General features: G+C 39.2%; 21 protein-coding genes. 6 read left to right on the forward strand and 15 right to left on the reverse strand.

The window, feature by feature from the left end; translation table 11 throughout:
* Positions 1-146: 146 nt before the first annotated feature.
* Both kphA and rpsP read right to left on the reverse strand, forming a co-directional pair.
* A complete protein-coding gene (kphA, locus tag QM374_RS09655) occupies positions 147-386 on the reverse strand; it encodes an RNA-binding protein KphA (RefSeq protein ID WP_000379617.1) in 240 nt (79 codons plus the stop codon).
* 19 nt (positions 387-405) lie between these two features.
* The gene (gene rpsP / locus QM374_RS09660; RefSeq protein WP_000268760.1) at positions 406-678 is read right to left on the reverse strand and encodes a 30S ribosomal protein S16; all 273 of its coding nucleotides are present in this window, start codon (positions 676-678) and stop codon (positions 406-408) included.
* 170 nt (positions 679-848) lie between these two features.
* Here rpsP and QM374_RS09665 point away from each other — a divergent pair, with 170 nt between their 5' ends.
* The 4 genes from QM374_RS09665 to QM374_RS09680 all read left to right on the forward strand — a co-directional run bounded on the left by QM374_RS09665 (position 849) and on the right by QM374_RS09680 (position 3,940).
* A complete protein-coding gene (locus QM374_RS09665) occupies positions 849-1,382 on the forward strand; it encodes a hypothetical protein (protein WP_414311600.1) in 534 nt (177 codons plus the stop codon).
* A gap of 113 nt (positions 1,383-1,495) precedes the next feature.
* On the forward strand, positions 1,496-2,239 hold the full coding sequence (locus tag QM374_RS09670) for a DeoR/GlpR family DNA-binding transcription regulator (RefSeq protein ID WP_414311601.1): 744 nt from the start codon (positions 1,496-1,498) through the stop codon (positions 2,237-2,239).
* 13 nt (positions 2,240-2,252) lie between these two features.
* Positions 2,253-3,065 carry an HAD family hydrolase gene (locus QM374_RS09675; RefSeq protein WP_414311602.1) on the forward strand — a complete coding sequence of 271 codons (813 nt, stop codon included), beginning with the start codon at positions 2,253-2,255 and terminating at the stop codon, positions 3,063-3,065.
* A 71-nt stretch (positions 3,066-3,136) separates the two neighbouring features.
* Positions 3,137-3,940: a peptidylprolyl isomerase gene (locus QM374_RS09680; RefSeq protein WP_414311612.1), complete on the forward strand. Its 804-nt coding sequence runs from the start codon at positions 3,137-3,139 to the stop codon at positions 3,938-3,940.
* Between the two features lie 51 nt (positions 3,941-3,991).
* Here the strand turns inward: QM374_RS09680 and QM374_RS09685 are convergent, their stop codons facing one another.
* The 10 genes from QM374_RS09685 to QM374_RS09730 form a co-directional block, all read right to left on the reverse strand.
* On the reverse strand, positions 3,992-5,533 hold the full coding sequence (locus tag QM374_RS09685) for an ABC-F family ATP-binding cassette domain-containing protein (protein WP_414311603.1): 1,542 nt from the start codon (positions 5,531-5,533) through the stop codon (positions 3,992-3,994).
* A gap of 1 nt (position 5,534) precedes the next feature.
* A complete protein-coding gene (locus QM374_RS09690) occupies positions 5,535-6,008 on the reverse strand; it encodes a VanZ family protein (protein ID WP_414311604.1) in 474 nt (157 codons plus the stop codon).
* Between the two features lies 1 nt (position 6,009).
* Positions 6,010-7,095 (reverse strand): 23S rRNA (adenine(2503)-C(2))-methyltransferase RlmN, encoded by a 1,086-nt coding sequence (rlmN, locus tag QM374_RS09695; protein ID WP_045763788.1) that lies wholly within the window; start codon positions 7,093-7,095, stop codon positions 6,010-6,012.
* 16 nt (positions 7,096-7,111) lie between these two features.
* Positions 7,112-7,645 carry a YutD family protein gene (locus QM374_RS09700; protein WP_045763789.1) on the reverse strand — a complete coding sequence of 178 codons (534 nt, stop codon included), beginning with the start codon at positions 7,643-7,645 and terminating at the stop codon, positions 7,112-7,114.
* A 164-nt stretch (positions 7,646-7,809) separates the two neighbouring features.
* A complete protein-coding gene (gene gla, locus QM374_RS09705) occupies positions 7,810-8,679 on the reverse strand; it encodes an aquaglyceroporin Gla (RefSeq protein WP_414311605.1) in 870 nt (289 codons plus the stop codon).
* A 158-nt stretch (positions 8,680-8,837) separates the two neighbouring features.
* Positions 8,838-10,004 carry an ATP-grasp domain-containing protein gene (locus QM374_RS09710; RefSeq protein ID WP_414285341.1) on the reverse strand — a complete coding sequence of 389 codons (1,167 nt, stop codon included), beginning with the start codon at positions 10,002-10,004 and terminating at the stop codon, positions 8,838-8,840.
* Positions 10,005-10,016: 12 nt separating this feature from the next.
* Positions 10,017-10,757, reverse strand: a complete 741-nt coding sequence (locus QM374_RS09715) for an esterase family protein (protein WP_371559253.1) — start codon at positions 10,755-10,757, stop codon at positions 10,017-10,019.
* A gap of 21 nt (positions 10,758-10,778) precedes the next feature.
* Positions 10,779-11,603, reverse strand: a complete 825-nt coding sequence (locus QM374_RS09720; RefSeq protein WP_414285339.1) for an alpha/beta hydrolase — start codon at positions 11,601-11,603, stop codon at positions 10,779-10,781.
* A gap of 135 nt (positions 11,604-11,738) precedes the next feature.
* A complete protein-coding gene (thiI, locus tag QM374_RS09725; RefSeq protein ID WP_414311606.1) occupies positions 11,739-12,953 on the reverse strand; it encodes a tRNA uracil 4-sulfurtransferase ThiI in 1,215 nt (404 codons plus the stop codon).
* A gap of 8 nt (positions 12,954-12,961) precedes the next feature.
* Positions 12,962-14,104, reverse strand: coding sequence for a cysteine desulfurase family protein (locus tag QM374_RS09730; protein WP_414311607.1), 1,143 nt, complete (start codon positions 14,102-14,104; stop codon positions 12,962-12,964).
* Between the two features lie 136 nt (positions 14,105-14,240).
* Here QM374_RS09730 and QM374_RS09735 point away from each other — a divergent pair, with 136 nt between their 5' ends.
* Together QM374_RS09735 and QM374_RS09740 are read left to right on the forward strand one after the other, a co-directional pair.
* Complete coding sequence (locus QM374_RS09735) at positions 14,241-14,657, forward strand: DUF6556 family protein (RefSeq protein WP_414311608.1); 417 nt, start codon at positions 14,241-14,243, stop codon at positions 14,655-14,657.
* Positions 14,658-14,764: 107 nt separating this feature from the next.
* A protein-coding gene (locus QM374_RS09740; RefSeq protein WP_414311609.1) for an IS630 family transposase occupies positions 14,765-15,612 on the forward strand; the annotation gives its coding sequence in 2 pieces (ribosomal slippage) (positions 14,765-15,083 and positions 15,083-15,612; 849 coding nt in all).
* A gap of 225 nt (positions 15,613-15,837) precedes the next feature.
* Here the strand turns inward: QM374_RS09740 and QM374_RS09745 are convergent.
* The 3 genes from QM374_RS09745 to QM374_RS09755 all read right to left on the reverse strand — a co-directional run.
* A complete protein-coding gene (locus QM374_RS09745; protein ID WP_414311610.1) occupies positions 15,838-16,467 on the reverse strand; it encodes a lysostaphin resistance A-like protein in 630 nt (209 codons plus the stop codon).
* Between the two features lie 123 nt (positions 16,468-16,590).
* Positions 16,591-16,755 (reverse strand): hypothetical protein, encoded by a 165-nt coding sequence (locus QM374_RS09750; RefSeq protein ID WP_193750817.1) that lies wholly within the window; start codon positions 16,753-16,755, stop codon positions 16,591-16,593.
* A 448-nt stretch (positions 16,756-17,203) separates the two neighbouring features.
* Positions 17,204-17,790, reverse strand: a 587-nt coding sequence (locus tag QM374_RS09755; protein ID WP_414311611.1) for an SIALI-17 repeat-containing surface protein, incomplete at its 5' end; no start/stop codon positions are given.

Below are 17,790 nucleotides of genomic sequence, written 5' to 3' on the forward strand. Positions count from 1 at the left end.
TCAAAAAATAGGGTGAAAAAACCTTTATTTGTTATGCAAAAAAATAGAAGATAGGATAGAGAATCACTTTGATGATCTCAATCCTATCTCCTATTCAAATAGTTAGATTACTAACTTAATGACATTGGACATCCGTCCCGCTTTTCTTATTTTTCATCAATAACGATTCTTACTTTTTTGTCTTCAGTTGGGACAGAGTAGACAATCGTTCTTATCGCAGAGATAGTGCGACCCTTACGACCAATCACACGACCCACATCGCTTTGGTCAAGATCCAAATGATACTCCAAAAATTCTGGTGTATCTTCAATCTTGATAGTTAAGGCATCTGGTTGTGAAATCAAAGGTTTCACAATTGCAATAATGAGATTTTCAATCGTATCCATCTGTCAACCTACTTTAGAATTATTTAGAGAATTTAGAATCGTGGAATTTTTTCAATACGCCTTCTTTTGAAAGGATGTTGCGTACTGTATCTGAAGGTTGAGCTCCATCAGCCAACCATGCAAGAACGCGGTCTTCTTTCAAAGTTACTTGGTTTTCAGCAACAAGTGGGTTGTAAGTTCCAACTGTTTCGATGAAACGTCCATCACGTGGTGAACGTGAATCTGCTACGTTAATACGGTAGAAAGGTTTTTTCTTAGAACCCATACGAGTCAAACGGATTTTTACTGCCATTTTTAATATCTCTTTTCTTTTATTTTTTTAGTTTGGTGAAATAGCTGAGCTATTTAGCACATGTTCTATTATAGCAGATTTCTGAGAGGTGTCAAGAAAAAAACTTGACAGACTTTAAAATTTTTAGAAATTTGTTAGACTAATAGAGATAAATTAGAAAGAGAAACTTTATGAATACTAGTCTAGAGAACATTTACAAAGACCATCAGGTTAAGCCTTATATCTCTCCTGATCGTGATATAGAGGCTTGGCTACAAAATCCCAAGCCTGTCCCAAAACGAAATATGGAACTACTAGAAGACAATCTCCTGGCAGGAGATATTATCCTCCTCTGGAGAATCAACTTTGGAACATTCACTACTGAAACCTGGTTCCCTAAATACTTCGAATACACATATGGCATTGATGCTACAAAACATTTAGAAACGCTTGTTGAAAAAGGCTATGCTCTTGTCGAAACTGCTTTTGACTCGCTTGACCATCTAAATAGCACCATGAAAAAGAATCTCCTGAAGAAGAAGGGAGTTACTGGACTTTCCAAGATGAAGGCTTCTGACTTGAATCAAGCCCTTCATAACCATTTTTCAGAAGAGGAATTAGCTAGTCTCTTTTCGATTCGCGGTTATAAACTAACTCCAAAAGGAGAACAGGCTCTCAAGGACCATCAGGCAATCATTGACCGCCATCCAAAGAAGAATCTTTAATCAACCAAGTCAGGTTGATTTTTTTGTAAATTATTTAAAATACTTATAAATCATTACATTTATTGACAATCACTTACGAAAGAGGTATATTAGTATTAAAAAGGGGATTTCCTATGTACCAAGAACAACGATTAGAAGAAATCATTAAACTTTTAGAGGATAGAGGAAGTCTATCAGCAAAAGAAATGGTTGACCATTTCCATGTTTCCAAAGATACCATCCGTAGAGATTTTGCTATTCTCGCAAAGGAGAAACGAGCAAAAAGAACTCATGGAGGTTTATTGCCAATTCAAAAGCAAAGGATTCTTGGTTTCCAAAGTCGAGCAGAACAATCTTCTAAAGAAAAAGCGAAAATTGCTCATTTAGCTACCCAACTCATTTCTGATTCACAATTAATTTTCTATGATGTTTCAACAACTGTACTTGAGTTAGCAAAAATAACAGATAAAAAAGTTACCATTTTCAGCCATTCATTGGATAATGCACTGGTCTTAGGAGAAAACGAAAATGTCGATTTTCACATTATCGGTGGTCGATTTCATAAAAAGAATCGTTTCTATTACTCATTAGAAGAATCCGAATCTTTGAATAGAATTAAATTTGACATAGCATTTTTTGGTGCAGCTAGTCTTTCAGACGGACAAGTTAGTTTTGAAGATCAAGAAGATGTTCTAATGAAAAAAAGAGCATTTAAAACCAGTAAAATTCGCGTCTTGTTAGCTGAAACCAGCAAGATAAACAAACACTCTCATTATATTCTTTCCGAACTTACTGATTTTGATTATTGGATTACAGACAAAGAACCCGACATAGAAATTCAACAATCTTTAGATGGTAAAACAACTATTCTATTTTAAAAAGGAGAAACATATGTCAGTAATAAAGTTAATCATAAGTGATATCGATGGCACCATTTTAGACCAAAAGCACCAATTAGACTCTCATTTACTAGAGCTTATGCCACTTTTGAAACAAAGTGACATCCCTTTTGTTTTAGCTTCTGCTAGATCTCCTCTCGGTATAGCGCCAATTTCTAAAGAGCTTGGCATCACCGACTGTCCCATTGCCTGCTATAATGGAGCACTCATCAGTTTAGGAGATAAAATCCTAAGTCAGCATACTATTAATAAAAAGGAATTACTCTTACTACATGATTTTTTAAAAAAAGAATTTCCGACAGTTTCTATCAATGTTTACTCCGGAAAAGATTGGCTTGTGAATAATATTGATGGGTGGGTAGAAATTGAAGCACAGATTACTGGAGAGAGCCCAAAAGTTACTTCACTAGCAGATTTTCTTCAGGAAGAAAAGAATCTTATTCATAAACTTTTACTGATAGATAACGCAGCTACTATCCAGAAACTTAAAGAGACATTAGCAACCATGGATTTCCCTCAAACTGACTTTTACCTCTCGAAGGATAACTATCTTGAAGTCACACATAATCAAGTATCCAAAAAACAAGCTTTATTAGAATTAGCCAACTATTATCAACTATCACTTACTGAAATTATGACGATTGGAGATAATTATAATGACATTCCAATGATTGAGACTGCTGGACTTGGTGTTGCAATGGGAAACGCTCCTACAGAAGTTAAAACTTGCGCAAATACAGTAACAGATTCTAATGATCAAAATGGTGTAAGCAAGGCTATAAAGTTGTATGTACTATCGGAATGATCACAATTGAATATTTGAAATCCACTTTCAATTAGGGTACAATGGTAGAAATGATTTTTGAAAGGATTACCATGAAAAAAATAGCAACACTTCTATTAATCTCAACTTTTGCCCTTGCTGGATGTAGCAGTATCCAACGTAGTCTGCGAGGGGATGACTATGTAGATTCTAGCTTGGCTGCCGAAGAAAGTTCCAAAGCAGCTGCCCAATCTGCCAAGGATCTCAAAGACGCCTTGACAAATGAGAATGCTAACTTCCCACAACTCTCTAAGGAAGTTGCTGAAGACGAAGCTGAAGTCATTCTCCACACCAGTCAAGGAAATATCCACATCAAACTCTTTCCAAAGCTAGCTCCACTTGCGGTTGAAAATTTCCTAACTCACGCAAAAGAAGGCTACTATAATGGCGTTACCTTCCACCGAGTGATCGATGGCTTCATGGTCCAGACTGGTGATCCAAAAGGGGATGGTACTGGTGGTGAATCCATCTGGCATGATAAGGACAAGACTAAAGACCATGGAACTGGTTTCAAGAGCGAAATCTCTCCGTATCTCTATAACATTCGTGGTTCTCTCTCCATGGCAAATACTGGACAACCAAATTCAAATGGTAGCCAGTTCTTCATCAACCAAAATACAACGGACTTTTCTGCCAAACTCCCTACAAGTAGCTATCCAAAGAAAATTATCGAAGCCTACAAAGAGGGTGGTAACCCTAGTTTAGACGGTAAACACCCTGTCTTTGGTCAAGTTATTGATGGTATGGATGTTGTTGACAAGATTGCCAAGGCTGAAAAAGACGAAAAAGACAAACCAACTACTGCTATCACTATCGATAGTATCGAAGTGGTTAAAGACTATGATTTTAAATCTTAAAAACCTAAAAAATACAGTATCCTCGTTAGGTACTGTATTTTTTCTTTCATTTTAAGTTAAGTTGTTAAAATCCCAGATTTGATCCATCCAGCCTTCATAGAAGTCAGGTTCGTGGCAGACCATAAGAATAGACCCCTTGTATTCTTTCAGAGCTCGTTTGAGTTCATCCTTGGCATCTACATCCAAGTGGTTGGTAGGTTCGTCAAGAACAAGGACATTATTCTCGCGGTTCATCAAGAGACAGAAACGAACCTTGGATTGTTCCCCACCTGACAATACTTGGATTTGACTCTCGATATGTTTAGTCGTCAAACCACAACGAGCAAGGGCTGCACGAACTTCGGCTTGATTGAGTGCCGGAAAGGCATTCCAGACTGCTTCTAGTGGTGTCTGGCGATTGCCACCTTCCACTTCTTGTTCAAAGTAGCCGAGTTCTAGGTAGTCACCTCGCTCAACCTCCCCAGCAATTGGTGGAATGATTCCCAAAAGACTCTTCAAGAGGGTTGTTTTCCCGATACCATTGGCACCGATGATAGCGACCTTTTGATTGCGCTCAAAGGTAAGATTCAATGGTTTAGTAAGGGGACGGTCGTAACCAATCTGCAAGTCCTTGGCTTGGAAGATAAAGCGTCCAGGTGTACGAGCTGTTTTGAATTCAAAGGATGGCTTTAGTTTCTCACTTTGGAGCTCAATAATGTCCATCTTGTCCAATTTTTTCTGGCGAGACATGGCCATGTTTCGTGTTGCAACACGCGCCTTGTTTCGAGCCACAAAATCCTTGAGATCAGCAATTTCTTTCTGTTGACGTTCATAGGCAGCTTCCAGTTGCGATTTCTTCATAGCATAGACTTCTTGGAACTGGTAGTAATCGCCTGAATAACGAGTCAACTGCTGATTTTCTACATGATAGACGATATTGATAACGTCGTTGAGGAAAGGAATATCGTGAGAAATGAGGACAAAGGCATTTTCATAGTTCTGGAGATAGCGCTTGAGCCAGTCAATATGCTCAGCATCCAAGTAGTTAGTTGGCTCGTCAAGAAGCAAGATATCTGGCTTTTCAAGGAGGAGTTTCGCCAAAAGTACCTTGGTTCTTTGTCCACCTGACAAGGCTGTTACATCCGTATCCATCCCAAAATCCATGACACCAAGGGCACGCGCTACTTCATCAATCTTGGCATCCAAGGTATAGAAATCACGACTTTCCAAACGGTCCTGAAGTTCTCCAACTTCTTCCATCAATGCATCAATATCAGCGCCCTCTTCTGCCATTTCCATGTAGAGTTCATTGATACGTGCTTCGGCTTTGAATAATTCGTCAAAAGCTGTACGAAGAACATCACGCACAGTTTGGCCTTCTTTAAGCACCGCATGCTGATCTAGGTAGCCAGCTGTCACATATTTAGACCATTCCACCTTACCTTCATCAGGTAACATTTTACCAGTTACGATGCTCATGAAGGTTGATTTTCCTTCACCATTGGCACCAACTAAGCCGATATGTTCACCTTTAAGGAGGCGAAAAGATACATCTTCAAAAATCGCACGGTCACCAAAACCGTGACTCAAATTTTTAACTTCTAAGATACTCATTTTAATTCCTTATCTTGTTTTTATGTAGTAGTTTATAGAGGAGCCAAGCTAGGTAGCCACCCAAGGTATTGGTCCACAAATCATCAATCTCAAAGACCCGATTAAAGTCCAAGAAAAAATCTAAAACTAGTTGCGTGCATTCGATTCCTATACTCAGTAAAAAACTGAACAACATCACTTTCTTAGTATTTCTTAGACTAGGCATGAGAAAGAGAAGTTGGAAAATCAGCGGGAAGAGCAAGAGGATATTTAAGGCATTTTGTAAAAATATCCAGAATAACTGCAGAAGGCTGGTTACTTCACCCAGTTTCCAAAGGGAGTTAAAAGGCGTCAAAAGAAAAACCAGGCGTCCAAAAGTTTGAATACCTGGAGTTTCCACTCCTGTAGGAAGTTGAGGCTGGGGAGTAAAACAAAAACAGACGATACAAAGACTGTATAAAAGCACTCCCAAGCTTAGTAATGTTTTTCGACTCATCTTATGGATTTACTTCCGCTACTGCTTTTTGACGATCACGCTTCATGGTATTTGAACGCAATTGTCCACAAGCCGCATCAATATCTGTACCATGTTCCTGGCGAACGACACAGTTGACACCTTTTTTCTTGAGTGTATCATAGAAGGCCATGACACGTTCTTTAGGGCTTCGGCTATACTGGTCATGCTCACTAACTGGGTTGTAAGGAATCAAGTTGACATAAGACAATTTCTTGATATTCTTAAGCAATTCTGCCAACTCAAGTGCCTGCTCTACTCCATCGTTAACTTCATTGAGCATGATATACTCAAAAGTCACACGGCGATTGGTAGTTTCGATGTAATACTCGATAGCTGCAAAGAGTTTTTCAATTGGGAAGGCACGGTTAATCTTCATAATGCTTGAACGCAGTTCATTGTTTGGAGCATGAAGAGAAACAGCAAGGTTGACCTGCACACCTTCATTAGCAAACTCACGAATCTTGTGAGCCAAGCCAGAAGTTGATACTGTGATATGACGAGCACCGATTGCCATTCCCTTATCATCATTGATAGTACGGATGAAGTTCAAGACATTATTGTAGTTATCAAATGGTTCTCCAATCCCCATAACAACGATATGACTAACACGTTCATCTTGTCCACGTTCGTCAAAATACTTTTGAACCAACATAATTTGGGCAACAATTTCTCCATTATTGAGGTCACGTTGCTTCTTGATCAAGCCTGATGCACAGAAGGTACAACCAATATTGCAGCCTACCTGAGTGGTTACACAGACTGACAAACCATAGTGCTGACGCATAAGCACTGTCTCAATTAGCATACCATCAGGCAACTCAAAGAGGTACTTGACAGTACCATCGGCTGACTCTTGCACAATGCGTTGTTTCAAAGGATTTACCACAAATTGGTCGTTGAGTTTGGCAATCAAATCCTTAGACAAGTTGGTCATTTCTTCAAATGATTGAACACGTTTACGGTAAAGCCATTCCCAGATTTGATCAGCACGGAATTTCTTTTCTCCTTGCTCCAAGACCCACTCTTGCATGCCTTGACGTGTTAAACTATAAATCGACGGTTTCATGTTTTCTCCTTATTCTCTAATCTTTCTTACGGATGACGAAATGACGTTGCCCCTTGTCTTCTTTCTGAGATTTCTGTTCTTTTGAACGGCGTCTATTTTTCTTATCCGTATGATTTTTTTTCTTACTTTGAGAAGTCTTTTTCCCTTTGCGAGAGTCCTTTTCTTCCTCTTTTTTGCGCATCTTTTGGTCAAATGGTGCTCGTTTAGGAGCTTCATTTTCTAGAACAAAATAGGCACAACCATAGCTACAATACTCTAGTAGGTAGTCTTGCAAGCGACTAATTTTTTCTAAAGACTCTTCAGCTCGTTCATTCTTATAAAATCCCCGTAAGCGTAACTGCTCATTACTCCAGTCTCCTACGATATAATCAAACTTTGTTAATACTTCTGAAAAGCGTTGAGTAAAAGCTGTTGCATCAAAAGCATCCTTGCTATTTTCAACTAGAGTAAAAACAAAATCTTCAGCTTCCACTCTGTTTCCAGTCAGTTGAAATTCGGGACCAGGGAATTTATTGTAATTATATAATTCGGGTGCAATTTCTTTACGCATAATCTTCCTTTTTCAACGATTACTTAATACTCTATTCTACCATATTTTCGCCACATTTTCACCTTTAGTATTAAAATGAAAAAAGTCTGACGATTTAAGATTCTCTATCTAAAAACTCGACTTTCGTAGACAAGAAAAAACTGGGGCTTCCCAGTTTTGAGTGATTATAGGTAAAGTAATTTGAAAAGTGCTACTGCTGCAATACCAGCTGCAATCGGTGCAACTACTGGTACCCAAGCATACCACCATTTTGAATCACCCTTGTATTGACCAAGGATTGATTTTGGAAGGAAGGCATGAAGGAGACGTGGTCCAAAGTCACGAGCTGGGTTCAAACCAGGTCCTGTAGGTCCTCCAAGTGAAGTAACCAAAGCCATTACTAGGAAACCAAGTGCCAAGTGACCAACAGCAAGTCCTGATGCTGTATGAGGCGCTACTTGAGCTTTAATTGCCAAATCAGAGAAGTCAACATTTTGACCAGCTTGAGTTGCCATTTGTTTCATGTATTGGAGGACTTCAGCTCCAAAGAAGTTCTTTGTCATACCAAGTGCTGCAAAGAAGAGAACGAATGAACCAACAAACTCGTTGATAAAACCGTTAACTGTTGCTGCAAAGCGTGATTCTTTTGTACCTTGGTCAATACTTGAAATTGTTGAGAATGTTCCCAAGATATTGTTTGCTTTTTCAGTTTGCAAGTAGTATGGACGGTGAGTTGCAACAACCAAGGCTTGTCCGAAGATTGCTCCCAAGACTTGTGCAACGATGTATGGTACTACTTGTGCCCAAGGGAAAAGTCCGCTAACTGCTAGACCAAGAGTGAAGGCTGGGTTGATGTGGTTACCAGAAACATTACCAAACATCAAGGCAGGGATCATAACCCCCATACCGTAACCAACAGCGATAACGAGCCAGCCACTTTGGTGACCTTTCGTACCTTTAAGTTCAACGTTGGCAACTGCACCATTTCCCAAGATGATCAAGATGGCTGTTCCCAAAAATTCAGTGGCATATTTGACTGCCCATGCGAAATCCATTGATAGATTCTCCTTAATATTTTTTAGACAATCCCTATTCTATCAATTTTTAAGCCTTTTAGCAACAGATTTTCTAAAAGAATACTACGGGAAAACGCTTTTATTTCAGCTCTTCAAAAAAGACCTAACAAACCTAGTTTGTTAAGTCAAAATTTTGATTATTCTTGACGCTGACCAAAGTCCTTAATCATCTGATCCATTTCTTCACGACTTGGTGTCGTTAGCATATAGAGAAAGTCTCCTTGCAATTCAGCAAAGGCTGCTGGCATGATTTTCTTGACTTTGAACTGGTGACCATATTTAGCGAGCAAGTCTTCTTCTGAATAAACATAGTTGGCATTGGCACGACGAGATGTTGCCAAGCAGTATAGAGGCTCGAATTGAGAAGCAGGGAATGGCTCACCCGCAACGATCGCTGCATATCCCTTATACAAGTCAAAAGAATGGGCATAGTTATAGACATCAATTGTGAAGCCACCCGCTGGACGGTTATTGTACTCAATGGCAATATAATCATCACCTTCACGGAAGAACTCGATATGGAAGAAACGTTCTTTCATGCCAAATTCTTTGACAATTGCCTCACCATACTTGCGCAATTTTGGATCCATATCTTTAAGAACGTAATAAGAATTATCCATCTTGTAAAGCATCAAATCTAAAGGAGTGTAGGCATAGTCAAAGGTAGTTGAAAAGACAATATTTCCATCTCTATCTACCAAACCATCGAAGGTACAGATTTCACTAGAGGTGACAAATTTTTCAAAGAAATAAACGGTTGAATGGTCCCATTCTGCCTTGAAATGATGGATATCCTCTTCTGTTTCAAGCTTGAAGGTTGCTGCCGCTCCCACTCCATTGTCAGGTTTGGCAATCATAGGAAGGCCAATTTCTTTCACAGCTTTATCCACATCTGCTTCTGTTTCAATAACAGCACCTGGCACAACGGGAACTCCAGCTTTCTTGAAGAGTTTCTTCATTTCGGACTTGAACTTAGTCTTCTTGAGGTCTTCTGGCTTGGCACCAAAAACATTGAACTGTTCACGAAGGGCAGCGTCCAATTCTAACCAGTATTCATTGTGAGATTCGATACGGTCAATTGGTCCATGTTTATAGAAAAGAAAGGCAACTGCACGTTTAACCTCATCGATATTTTCAAGATTATCAACTCGGAAATACTCAGTCAAGCTATTGCGTAATGGTTCATCTAGTTGTTCATAGGGTTCTTGCCCAATCCCTAGAACGGTGATTCCTTTATTGGCTAGTTCAATACTAAACTGTTGGAAATTTTGTGGGTAATAGGGTGAAATTACAAGATAATTCATAAGCGACTCCTTTTATAGACTCATGTGACCGAGGAAATATGGCATTTGTTTGCGCCACCAATCCCAATCATGGGCAACATCATGTCCCCATTCTGCAAACCAGGCAGGAATTTGTTTTTGGTCAAAGGCTTCTTTTAACTTGTAGTAAGAAGGCAGGCCATCATGCTCCCAAGCACCTAAGCCAGTACAAATCACAATCTCAGCCTGACGGTAACGATCGATAAACCAACCATCATTTTGATTCCAGATATAGTCTACTGGTGAATTTTGATAGATAGCATCATCATTGTAGTAGTCACCTACAAAGAAACGCGCATCATAAACACCGCTGAGGGCGATAACCTTGGTAAAGACATCTGGATGCTGAAGGAAAAAGTTAAGTGCATGATAGGCTCCCATAGAACAGCCTGTCGTCATCATGCCGTCGAACCAGCCTGTCTTGTGCTTGATAAAAGGAATGGCTTCTTCAATAACGTATCGCTCATAAGCACGGTGCATTTCAGCTTGGTCATGACCATTTTTCCATGTTGCTAGCCAACTTTCACTATCGACACTTGAAAGGGTAAAGAATTGCACTCGACCTTCCTCGATAAAGGATGCACATGCATCAATCATGCCAAAATCATAGTATTCATTGTGGCTACCACCTGAGGAAGCAAAGACAACCACTGGGATACCTGCGTGTCCGTAACGATTAACATACATTTCACGATTTAGATGTCCACTCCAGTGGCTAAGATGTTCAATATTCATATCCTGTCTCCTTTATACTATTTACCAATTTTCTGCAAAAAAACGTAGACAAGCTGGAAGATTTTCTGACCATGGCACTTCATGGTGAATGGCTCCAGCCTGAACCTTGAGTGAGAGATTTTCCAACTGCACTCCTCCCGCTATCAAATCATGATAATAGCGAAGGGAAGAGTCGATATAGGCCTGCTTAATATTGCCAGCCATCAGGGTCTTGTCTGTATCATCAGCTTCTTCCGTTCCAACATAGATAAAAATTCGTTGGTCAGGCAAGAGTTTTTTACGCTCGATATAGCGATCAAAGGCCTCTTGGTGGAGCCAGTTAGCTGATGAAAAAACTCCCAAGCACCCAATCTGATCTTGATATTCTAAACCAATAAACTGGGTAATATTGCCACCAAGTGAAGATCCTATCATAGCAGTGTGTTTACGGTCTGCTTTTGTCCGATAGTTTTCATCGATAAAAGGCTTAACCACTTCCATGACAAATTCTGCGTACTCGACTCCCTTACCACCAAATTGTTGGCCAGGAATATTAGACTCTTGGAATTTCCAAGCTGCATACTCATTCATCCGTCCAAGACCATCATTGTCAATAGCCACAACAATCATACGGCTGATATCTGGATTTCGCTTGATAGCAGGAATAATCTTCCAGGAATGTCCAACGTAAGATTCCTTACTATAAAAGACATTTTGTCCATCATGGAAATACACCACTGGATAGCTTCTATCCGTGTCTTTTTCATAGTTTTTTGGGAGGAGAACACGAACCCTGCGCTCCTTACCTGTGTAGGGAACCACTAATTTATGCTCTCGCATTTTCAGGTAAAAATATGATTGATTCATTGTCAGAAAACTCTCTATATTCAAAATTTTATCTAATTATATCATAAAAATAGAAAAAAAGTCAGTTTCCGTCTAAATTTAGAACAAAAAACTAACTTTTTTTACTTATTTTATTTTTTCCTCTGGTTTTTCTGATTAAAGGAGGTCGTCAATTAGCTCATCGACAGCATCCTTCTCAGCTTGAGGCGTAATTTCAGTAATCATAATTCCTGCTACTGCACGTTCAACCAAACCTTCGACATCCATACGCGCTTCATACTGCTCAGCATTCTTAATCTTAGGATTTGTCTTCGGACGATCGGGTGCAAAAATCGTACAACAGTCTTCAAATGGCTGAATAGAAATTTCAAAGGTATCAATTTCCTGAGCAATATCAATGATTTCCAACTTATCCATAGTTACAACTGGACGGATGATTGGTGTATTGGTCACCGCATTGATAGCCTGCATACTTTCAAGAGTTTGGCTGGCTACTTGACCAAGGCTTTCCCCATTGATAATGACCAATCCCTTTCTCACTTCTCGGATACGGTCTGTAATGCGCATCATAAAGCGGCGAGTCAGTGTCATCAGATAGGCTTCTGGAGCTTTAGCCTTGATTTCTTCTTGAATCTCAGTGAATGGCACTTCGATAAACTGGATATTCCCACCAAATTTGGTCAATTTACGGGTCAAATCTTGCGCTTTCTTGAGGGCACCTGGACTTGTGTATGGAGGGCTAGCAAAGTGAACAGCCTCAATATCTACACCACGTTTTAGAGCTAGATAACCAGCAACAGGTGAGTCAATCCCACCTGATAACATGAGCATGCCTTTGCCAGAAGTTCCTACAGGCAAACCACCTGCACCACGAATGGTTTCATATGAAAGGTAGGCTGCTTCTTCACGAATCTCCACTTGCAGATTGATATCAGGATTTTTCATTTGGACTTGCACATTTGGAATGGCTTCAAATACTGCTCCACCAAGTGTCTGGTTGAGTTCCCGACTGTCTAGCTCAAAGTTGTGGTCGCTACGCTTACTTGAGATTTTAAAGGTCATACCTTCCTTGTAAATATCCTTCATAATCTCTTGGACAGCAGATTTCAGAACTTCTACAGATTTTTCAACCTTATATACTGGAGAAAAGTTTTGAATCCCGAAAACTTGCTTGAGTGACTCTGCCACCGGTTCATAATCTGCCCCATTCAGATAAGCGTGAGCACGGTCGCGGTCTGCTGTGACTTTGACTTGAGGATAGATGGACAAAACGTCTGAGATATTATTACGTAGTTTATTGATGAAACGCATACGGTTTTTACCCTTGGTTGAAAGCTCTCCGTAGCGAATCATAATTTCTGAATACTGCATGAATGCTCCTATCTTACTTTTTTAGTTTGATTGTAGATTAATTTTAGTTTAGTCAAAAATTGCTCAACTTGACTCATGTCATTTTCTAGATCTAGACTGAGACGAACTGCTGACTGGGCTTTATCTTTTTCAATGCCCATGGCAATCAGGGTCCCTGCAGGTTTCCCTGCCTTGGACGAGCAAGCAGAGGTTGTAGAGATGAAAATGTCATAGTCTTCAAAGGCGTGCACAATAACTTCCCCACGAACACCCTTAATTCCGAAGGTCAGAATATGAGGAGCAAAGTCTTCCTCACCTGAGAAGACAAAAATATCTGGATAGTCAAGAAGAGACTGACGGATGACTTCCTTCATTTGACTTGTTTTACTAGCAAACAAGTCTAGTCTCTCCATAGACAAACGTAGGGCCTTGGCAGTCGCAGCAATTCCTGCTACATTCTCAGTTGTGGAACGATAGTCGCGCTCCTGGCCACCACCGGTTAATAGGGGGGTGATTTTCTTGCCAGACTTAATGTAGACAAAGCCAACACCCCGAACTCCGTGGAACTTATGACTAGAGAAGGTTGCAAAATCAACTCGGTCTGTCAAATACTTTTCTGTTGGAATCTTAGCTAAAGCTTGAACAGCATCGACATGGAAAGAAATGGTTGGTTTATCTGCTAAAAGTTCTGAAATAGCTTGGATGGGCTGGATGGAGCCAATTTCATTGTTGACAGCCATAACAGAAACAAGAGTCGTATCAGGACGAAGTAGATTTTCTAAAGCAGTTACATCTACAAATCCTTTTTCATCAACTGGTGCAAAATCCACTTCAAAACCTTGAGTCTTGAGCCAAAGAGCTGACTCCTTGACTGCTGGATGCTCAATAGCTGATACAATAATGTGTTTACCAAATTGCGCTTTTTCAAATGCAACCCCTTTGATAACCCAGTTATCCCCTTCAGTCCCACCAGATGTAAAGAAAATTTCCTCGCTTTTCTTGCCAATCAAATCTGCAATCTGTTGACGAGAAGCTTCTAAAATTCTGGTAGACTGGTCCCCCAATCGATGTAGACTCGAAGGATTTCCAATAATTTTTGCAGACACTTGCATATAGGTTTCAAGTGCTTCTGGATAAGGCTTAGTCGTTGCCGAATTATCAAAGTAAATCATGGTTTCTCACGCTTTCTAAAATCACTCCTTCTATTGTATCACGAAACAGTTCAGGCGACAAGAAAGGCAATTCAGGTTCATTTAAGTTTTTTTTAAAGATTTTCGGTATAATGAATTTTAGTAAAGGAGAGATATTATGTCTAATTATCGTAGAACATCAAAACCCAAAACGGAACACATCAAAAAAGGATTTACTGTTTTTCAGAAAACGATTGCTACTATCGGTAGTATTCTAGGGCTGATTACTGCAAGTATCACCATTATGAATGCTATGAATAACAACAACAATAATAACTCTAAAAAAGAAACTACGACAAGCCAGACAACTGTCATAAAAGAGATTCAAAAGGAATCCCCTCAAGAGAATACTACTCCAAACAAGGACAATACTTCTACAAAAGAACACACACAAGAAGAAACAACAACTCAATCTAGTAGCAGTGAAGAAAGCAAGAAAGAAGATACTAGCAGTAAACAAGAACAACCGACTGTTCCTTCATCTAGCACTCAAACAACAGATACAAAAACGTCTACTACTAATGGAGCTTCCTAAAAGAACTATCTAACAGCCAGTGATTGAATCGCTGGTTTTTTATTGCTGTCTTCAGTATTTATAATCAATTGATCCTAAAACAGTACATAATGTGGTATAATCTTCTTATGGCATATTCATTAGATTTTCGTAAAAAAGTTCTCACTTATTGTGAGCGAACAGGCAGTATAACAGAAGCATCACACGTTTTCCAAATCTCACATAATACCATTTATTACTGGTTAAAGCTAAAAGAAAAAACAGGAGAGCTAAACCATCAAGTAAAAGGAACAAAACCAAGAAAGGTTGATAGAGATAGACTTAAAAACTATCTTACTGACAATCCAGACGCTTATTTGACTGAGATAGCTGCTGAATTTGACTGTCATCCAACTACTATCCACTATGCTCTTAAAGCTATGGGGTACACTCGAAAAAAAAGAATCACACCTACTATGAACAAGACCCAGAAAAAGTAGCTTTATTTCTTAAAAAATTTAATAGTTTAAAGCATCTAGCACCTGTTTATATTGATGAAACAGGATTCGATACTTATTTTTATCGAGAATATGGTCGCTCATTAAAAGGTCAGTTAATAAGAGGTAAAATATCTGGAAAAAGATATCAGAGGATTTCTTTGGTTGCAGGGCTAACAAATGGTGAGTTAATCGCTCCAATGACTTACGAAGATACGATGACGAGCGACTTTTTTGAAGCTTGGTTTCAGAAGTTTCTCTTACCAACATTAAACACACCATCAGTTATTATTATGGATAATGCAAGATTCCATAGAATGGGTAAGCTAGAGCTCTTATGTGAAGAATTTGGGCATAAACTTTTACCACTTCCTCCCTACTCACCTGAGTACAATCCTATTGAGAAAACATGGGCTCATATCAAAAAGCACCTCAAAAAGGTATTACCAGGTTGTAATACTTTTTTCGAGGCTCTTTTGTCCTGCTCTTGTTTCAATTGACTATATCAGCAAAAGTTAATCTTTGCAACAGAAAAATGATCAGCCTTTAAACCAATCATTTTTTGAATATATTTTATACTCAATGAAAATCAAAGAGCAAACTAGGAAGCTAGCCGCAGGTTGCTCAAAACACTGTTTTGAGGTTGTGGATAGAACTGACGAAGTCAGTAACAAATATACGGCAAGGCGACGCTGACGTGGTTTGAATTTGATTTTCGAAGAGTATTAGCTAAAAACTAAAAATAGATAGTTTAGAATAGATACCAGTACTAGAACTCCATTATTTAGCAAATGAACAGCTATGGAATCAAGGATATTCCCTCTACGAGCATAGGCTAAGTAAAATATCACTCCCAGTAAAAAATAAGTTACAAACTCTATCGGATAAAACATATGCAGGTAGCCAAAAATCGCAGAACTTATTAGCAATTTCAACCACTTTTGATCTTCTTTAAAAAAATAGTGGCTGAAGAATCCTCTAAATACTAATTCTTCCATGATTGGAGCAAATATACCAATTGCAAAATGAAAAGCGATGAAAAATAGAGGAAAAACACGAGTAACCTGCTCGCTTGTAGCCAGCAAGGCAGCATCGTTAGCAGATGTTAGATTTCCAGTAACCACTTGGATCAGGAGGGTACCTACAATCGCTACGACTCGAGTAGCCACATAAAATAAAAGGGCTATTCCAAAATCCTTCCAGGTAAATTTGAGAATCTTCTGCTGGTCTGGAATTTTCTTTTTATATTGTCGCCAAACAGCAACTAGCAAGAAAGTAGCCAGTACCAAATACCCAATACTAGTCGTCCACTTTAAGGACAGAGAACTAGAGTCTTCGAGAACCTGCATTCTCATGGGAAATGTATTTACATTTATAATCAGTAAGATCATTCCTACAAATTTTAAACTATTTTTCAACTTTTGCAAACCACTACCTCTTCTTTCCTGAACTCCAGCATCTCTAGTTACTAACGATGCTCACCTATGTTTTCTTTCTTCTTTATAGATTTCTACTCCCTTAATCAGGGATAGTAAGACAAGGATAACCCCAATATCTAAATTGATCAAACTACCTCCATCAGCGAATAAATACAAACCCAAGCAGGCTTGCGCTAAGGGATAGGCATATTTATTAAATTTCATAGATACTCCACAAAGCTTTCTACCAATAAATGAATAAAATAACTTCTTAGTCTTGCTCACATAAGAGCATCAAATTTCAGATTTTCTTTTTTCTACTAGCTATCTCTAAATCCAATCTAATAATACTCTTCAGATTAACTTGTAAGATCAGCTCTATTCTTTTAGGGTTGGACCAGACCACTGAATTACTAAATCATGTTTAGGAACAATTATAGTTTAGCATTTATTTCCAGGAAAAGATTGCTCTTTCTTAAATTGTCATCAAAACATCCTAAATGGTAGTAATTGGCTTGCGACTTAAGGACTTCAATGACCATCAGCTTCCTCACTTGAAGAAAAAGCGAACAAGACCAGATTCTGTTTATCAGAAAACTAGTTTTGTCCGCTTTTTATATTCGAGATTAGTCTCTTGATCCAATCTCTATGACTTAGATGCTTTTACATCATCTTATTCGTCGTCTTTTTTCTTTCCCAAAGCAAACATACCAAGAAGTGCTCCTACAACACCAACGGCTGCAAGGCCAGCATTTTCTTTAGTGCCTGTCTCTGGGAGTTTGTATTGATGACTTGCAGGTGCTTGATAAGTCTTATCTTGTGACATAGCAAGAGCTACAAGAGACTGCTCATCTTTGTATTCTGGAACCTCATGGATTGCACCTTCTGCTCCATTGACACCACCTGTGAATTCTGGGCTTACTCCCTGAACAGCTGCTTCGACACCATTTACTCCACCCTTGAATTCTGGGACTTCTACTACTGGCGCCGCTTCGTCACCTGCTGTACCGATAGCTTCAGTGTACTCTGGAACTTCATGAACAGCTGCTTCAACAGCATTAACTCCACCCTTGAATTCTGGGACTTCTACTACTGGCGCCGCTTCGTCACCTGCTGTACCAATAGCTCCTGTATATTCTGGAACTTCTTGAACAGCTGCTTCGACTGCGTTAACGCCGCCTGTGTATTCTGGGACTTCTACTACTGGTGCTGGCTCATCACCTGCTGTGCCAATAGCTTCAGTGTATTCTGGAACTTCTT

Origin of the sequence: Streptococcus infantis, from assembly GCF_047465525.1 — a bacterium.
GTDB classification, from domain to species: domain Bacteria; phylum Bacillota; class Bacilli; order Lactobacillales; family Streptococcaceae; genus Streptococcus; species Streptococcus infantis_R.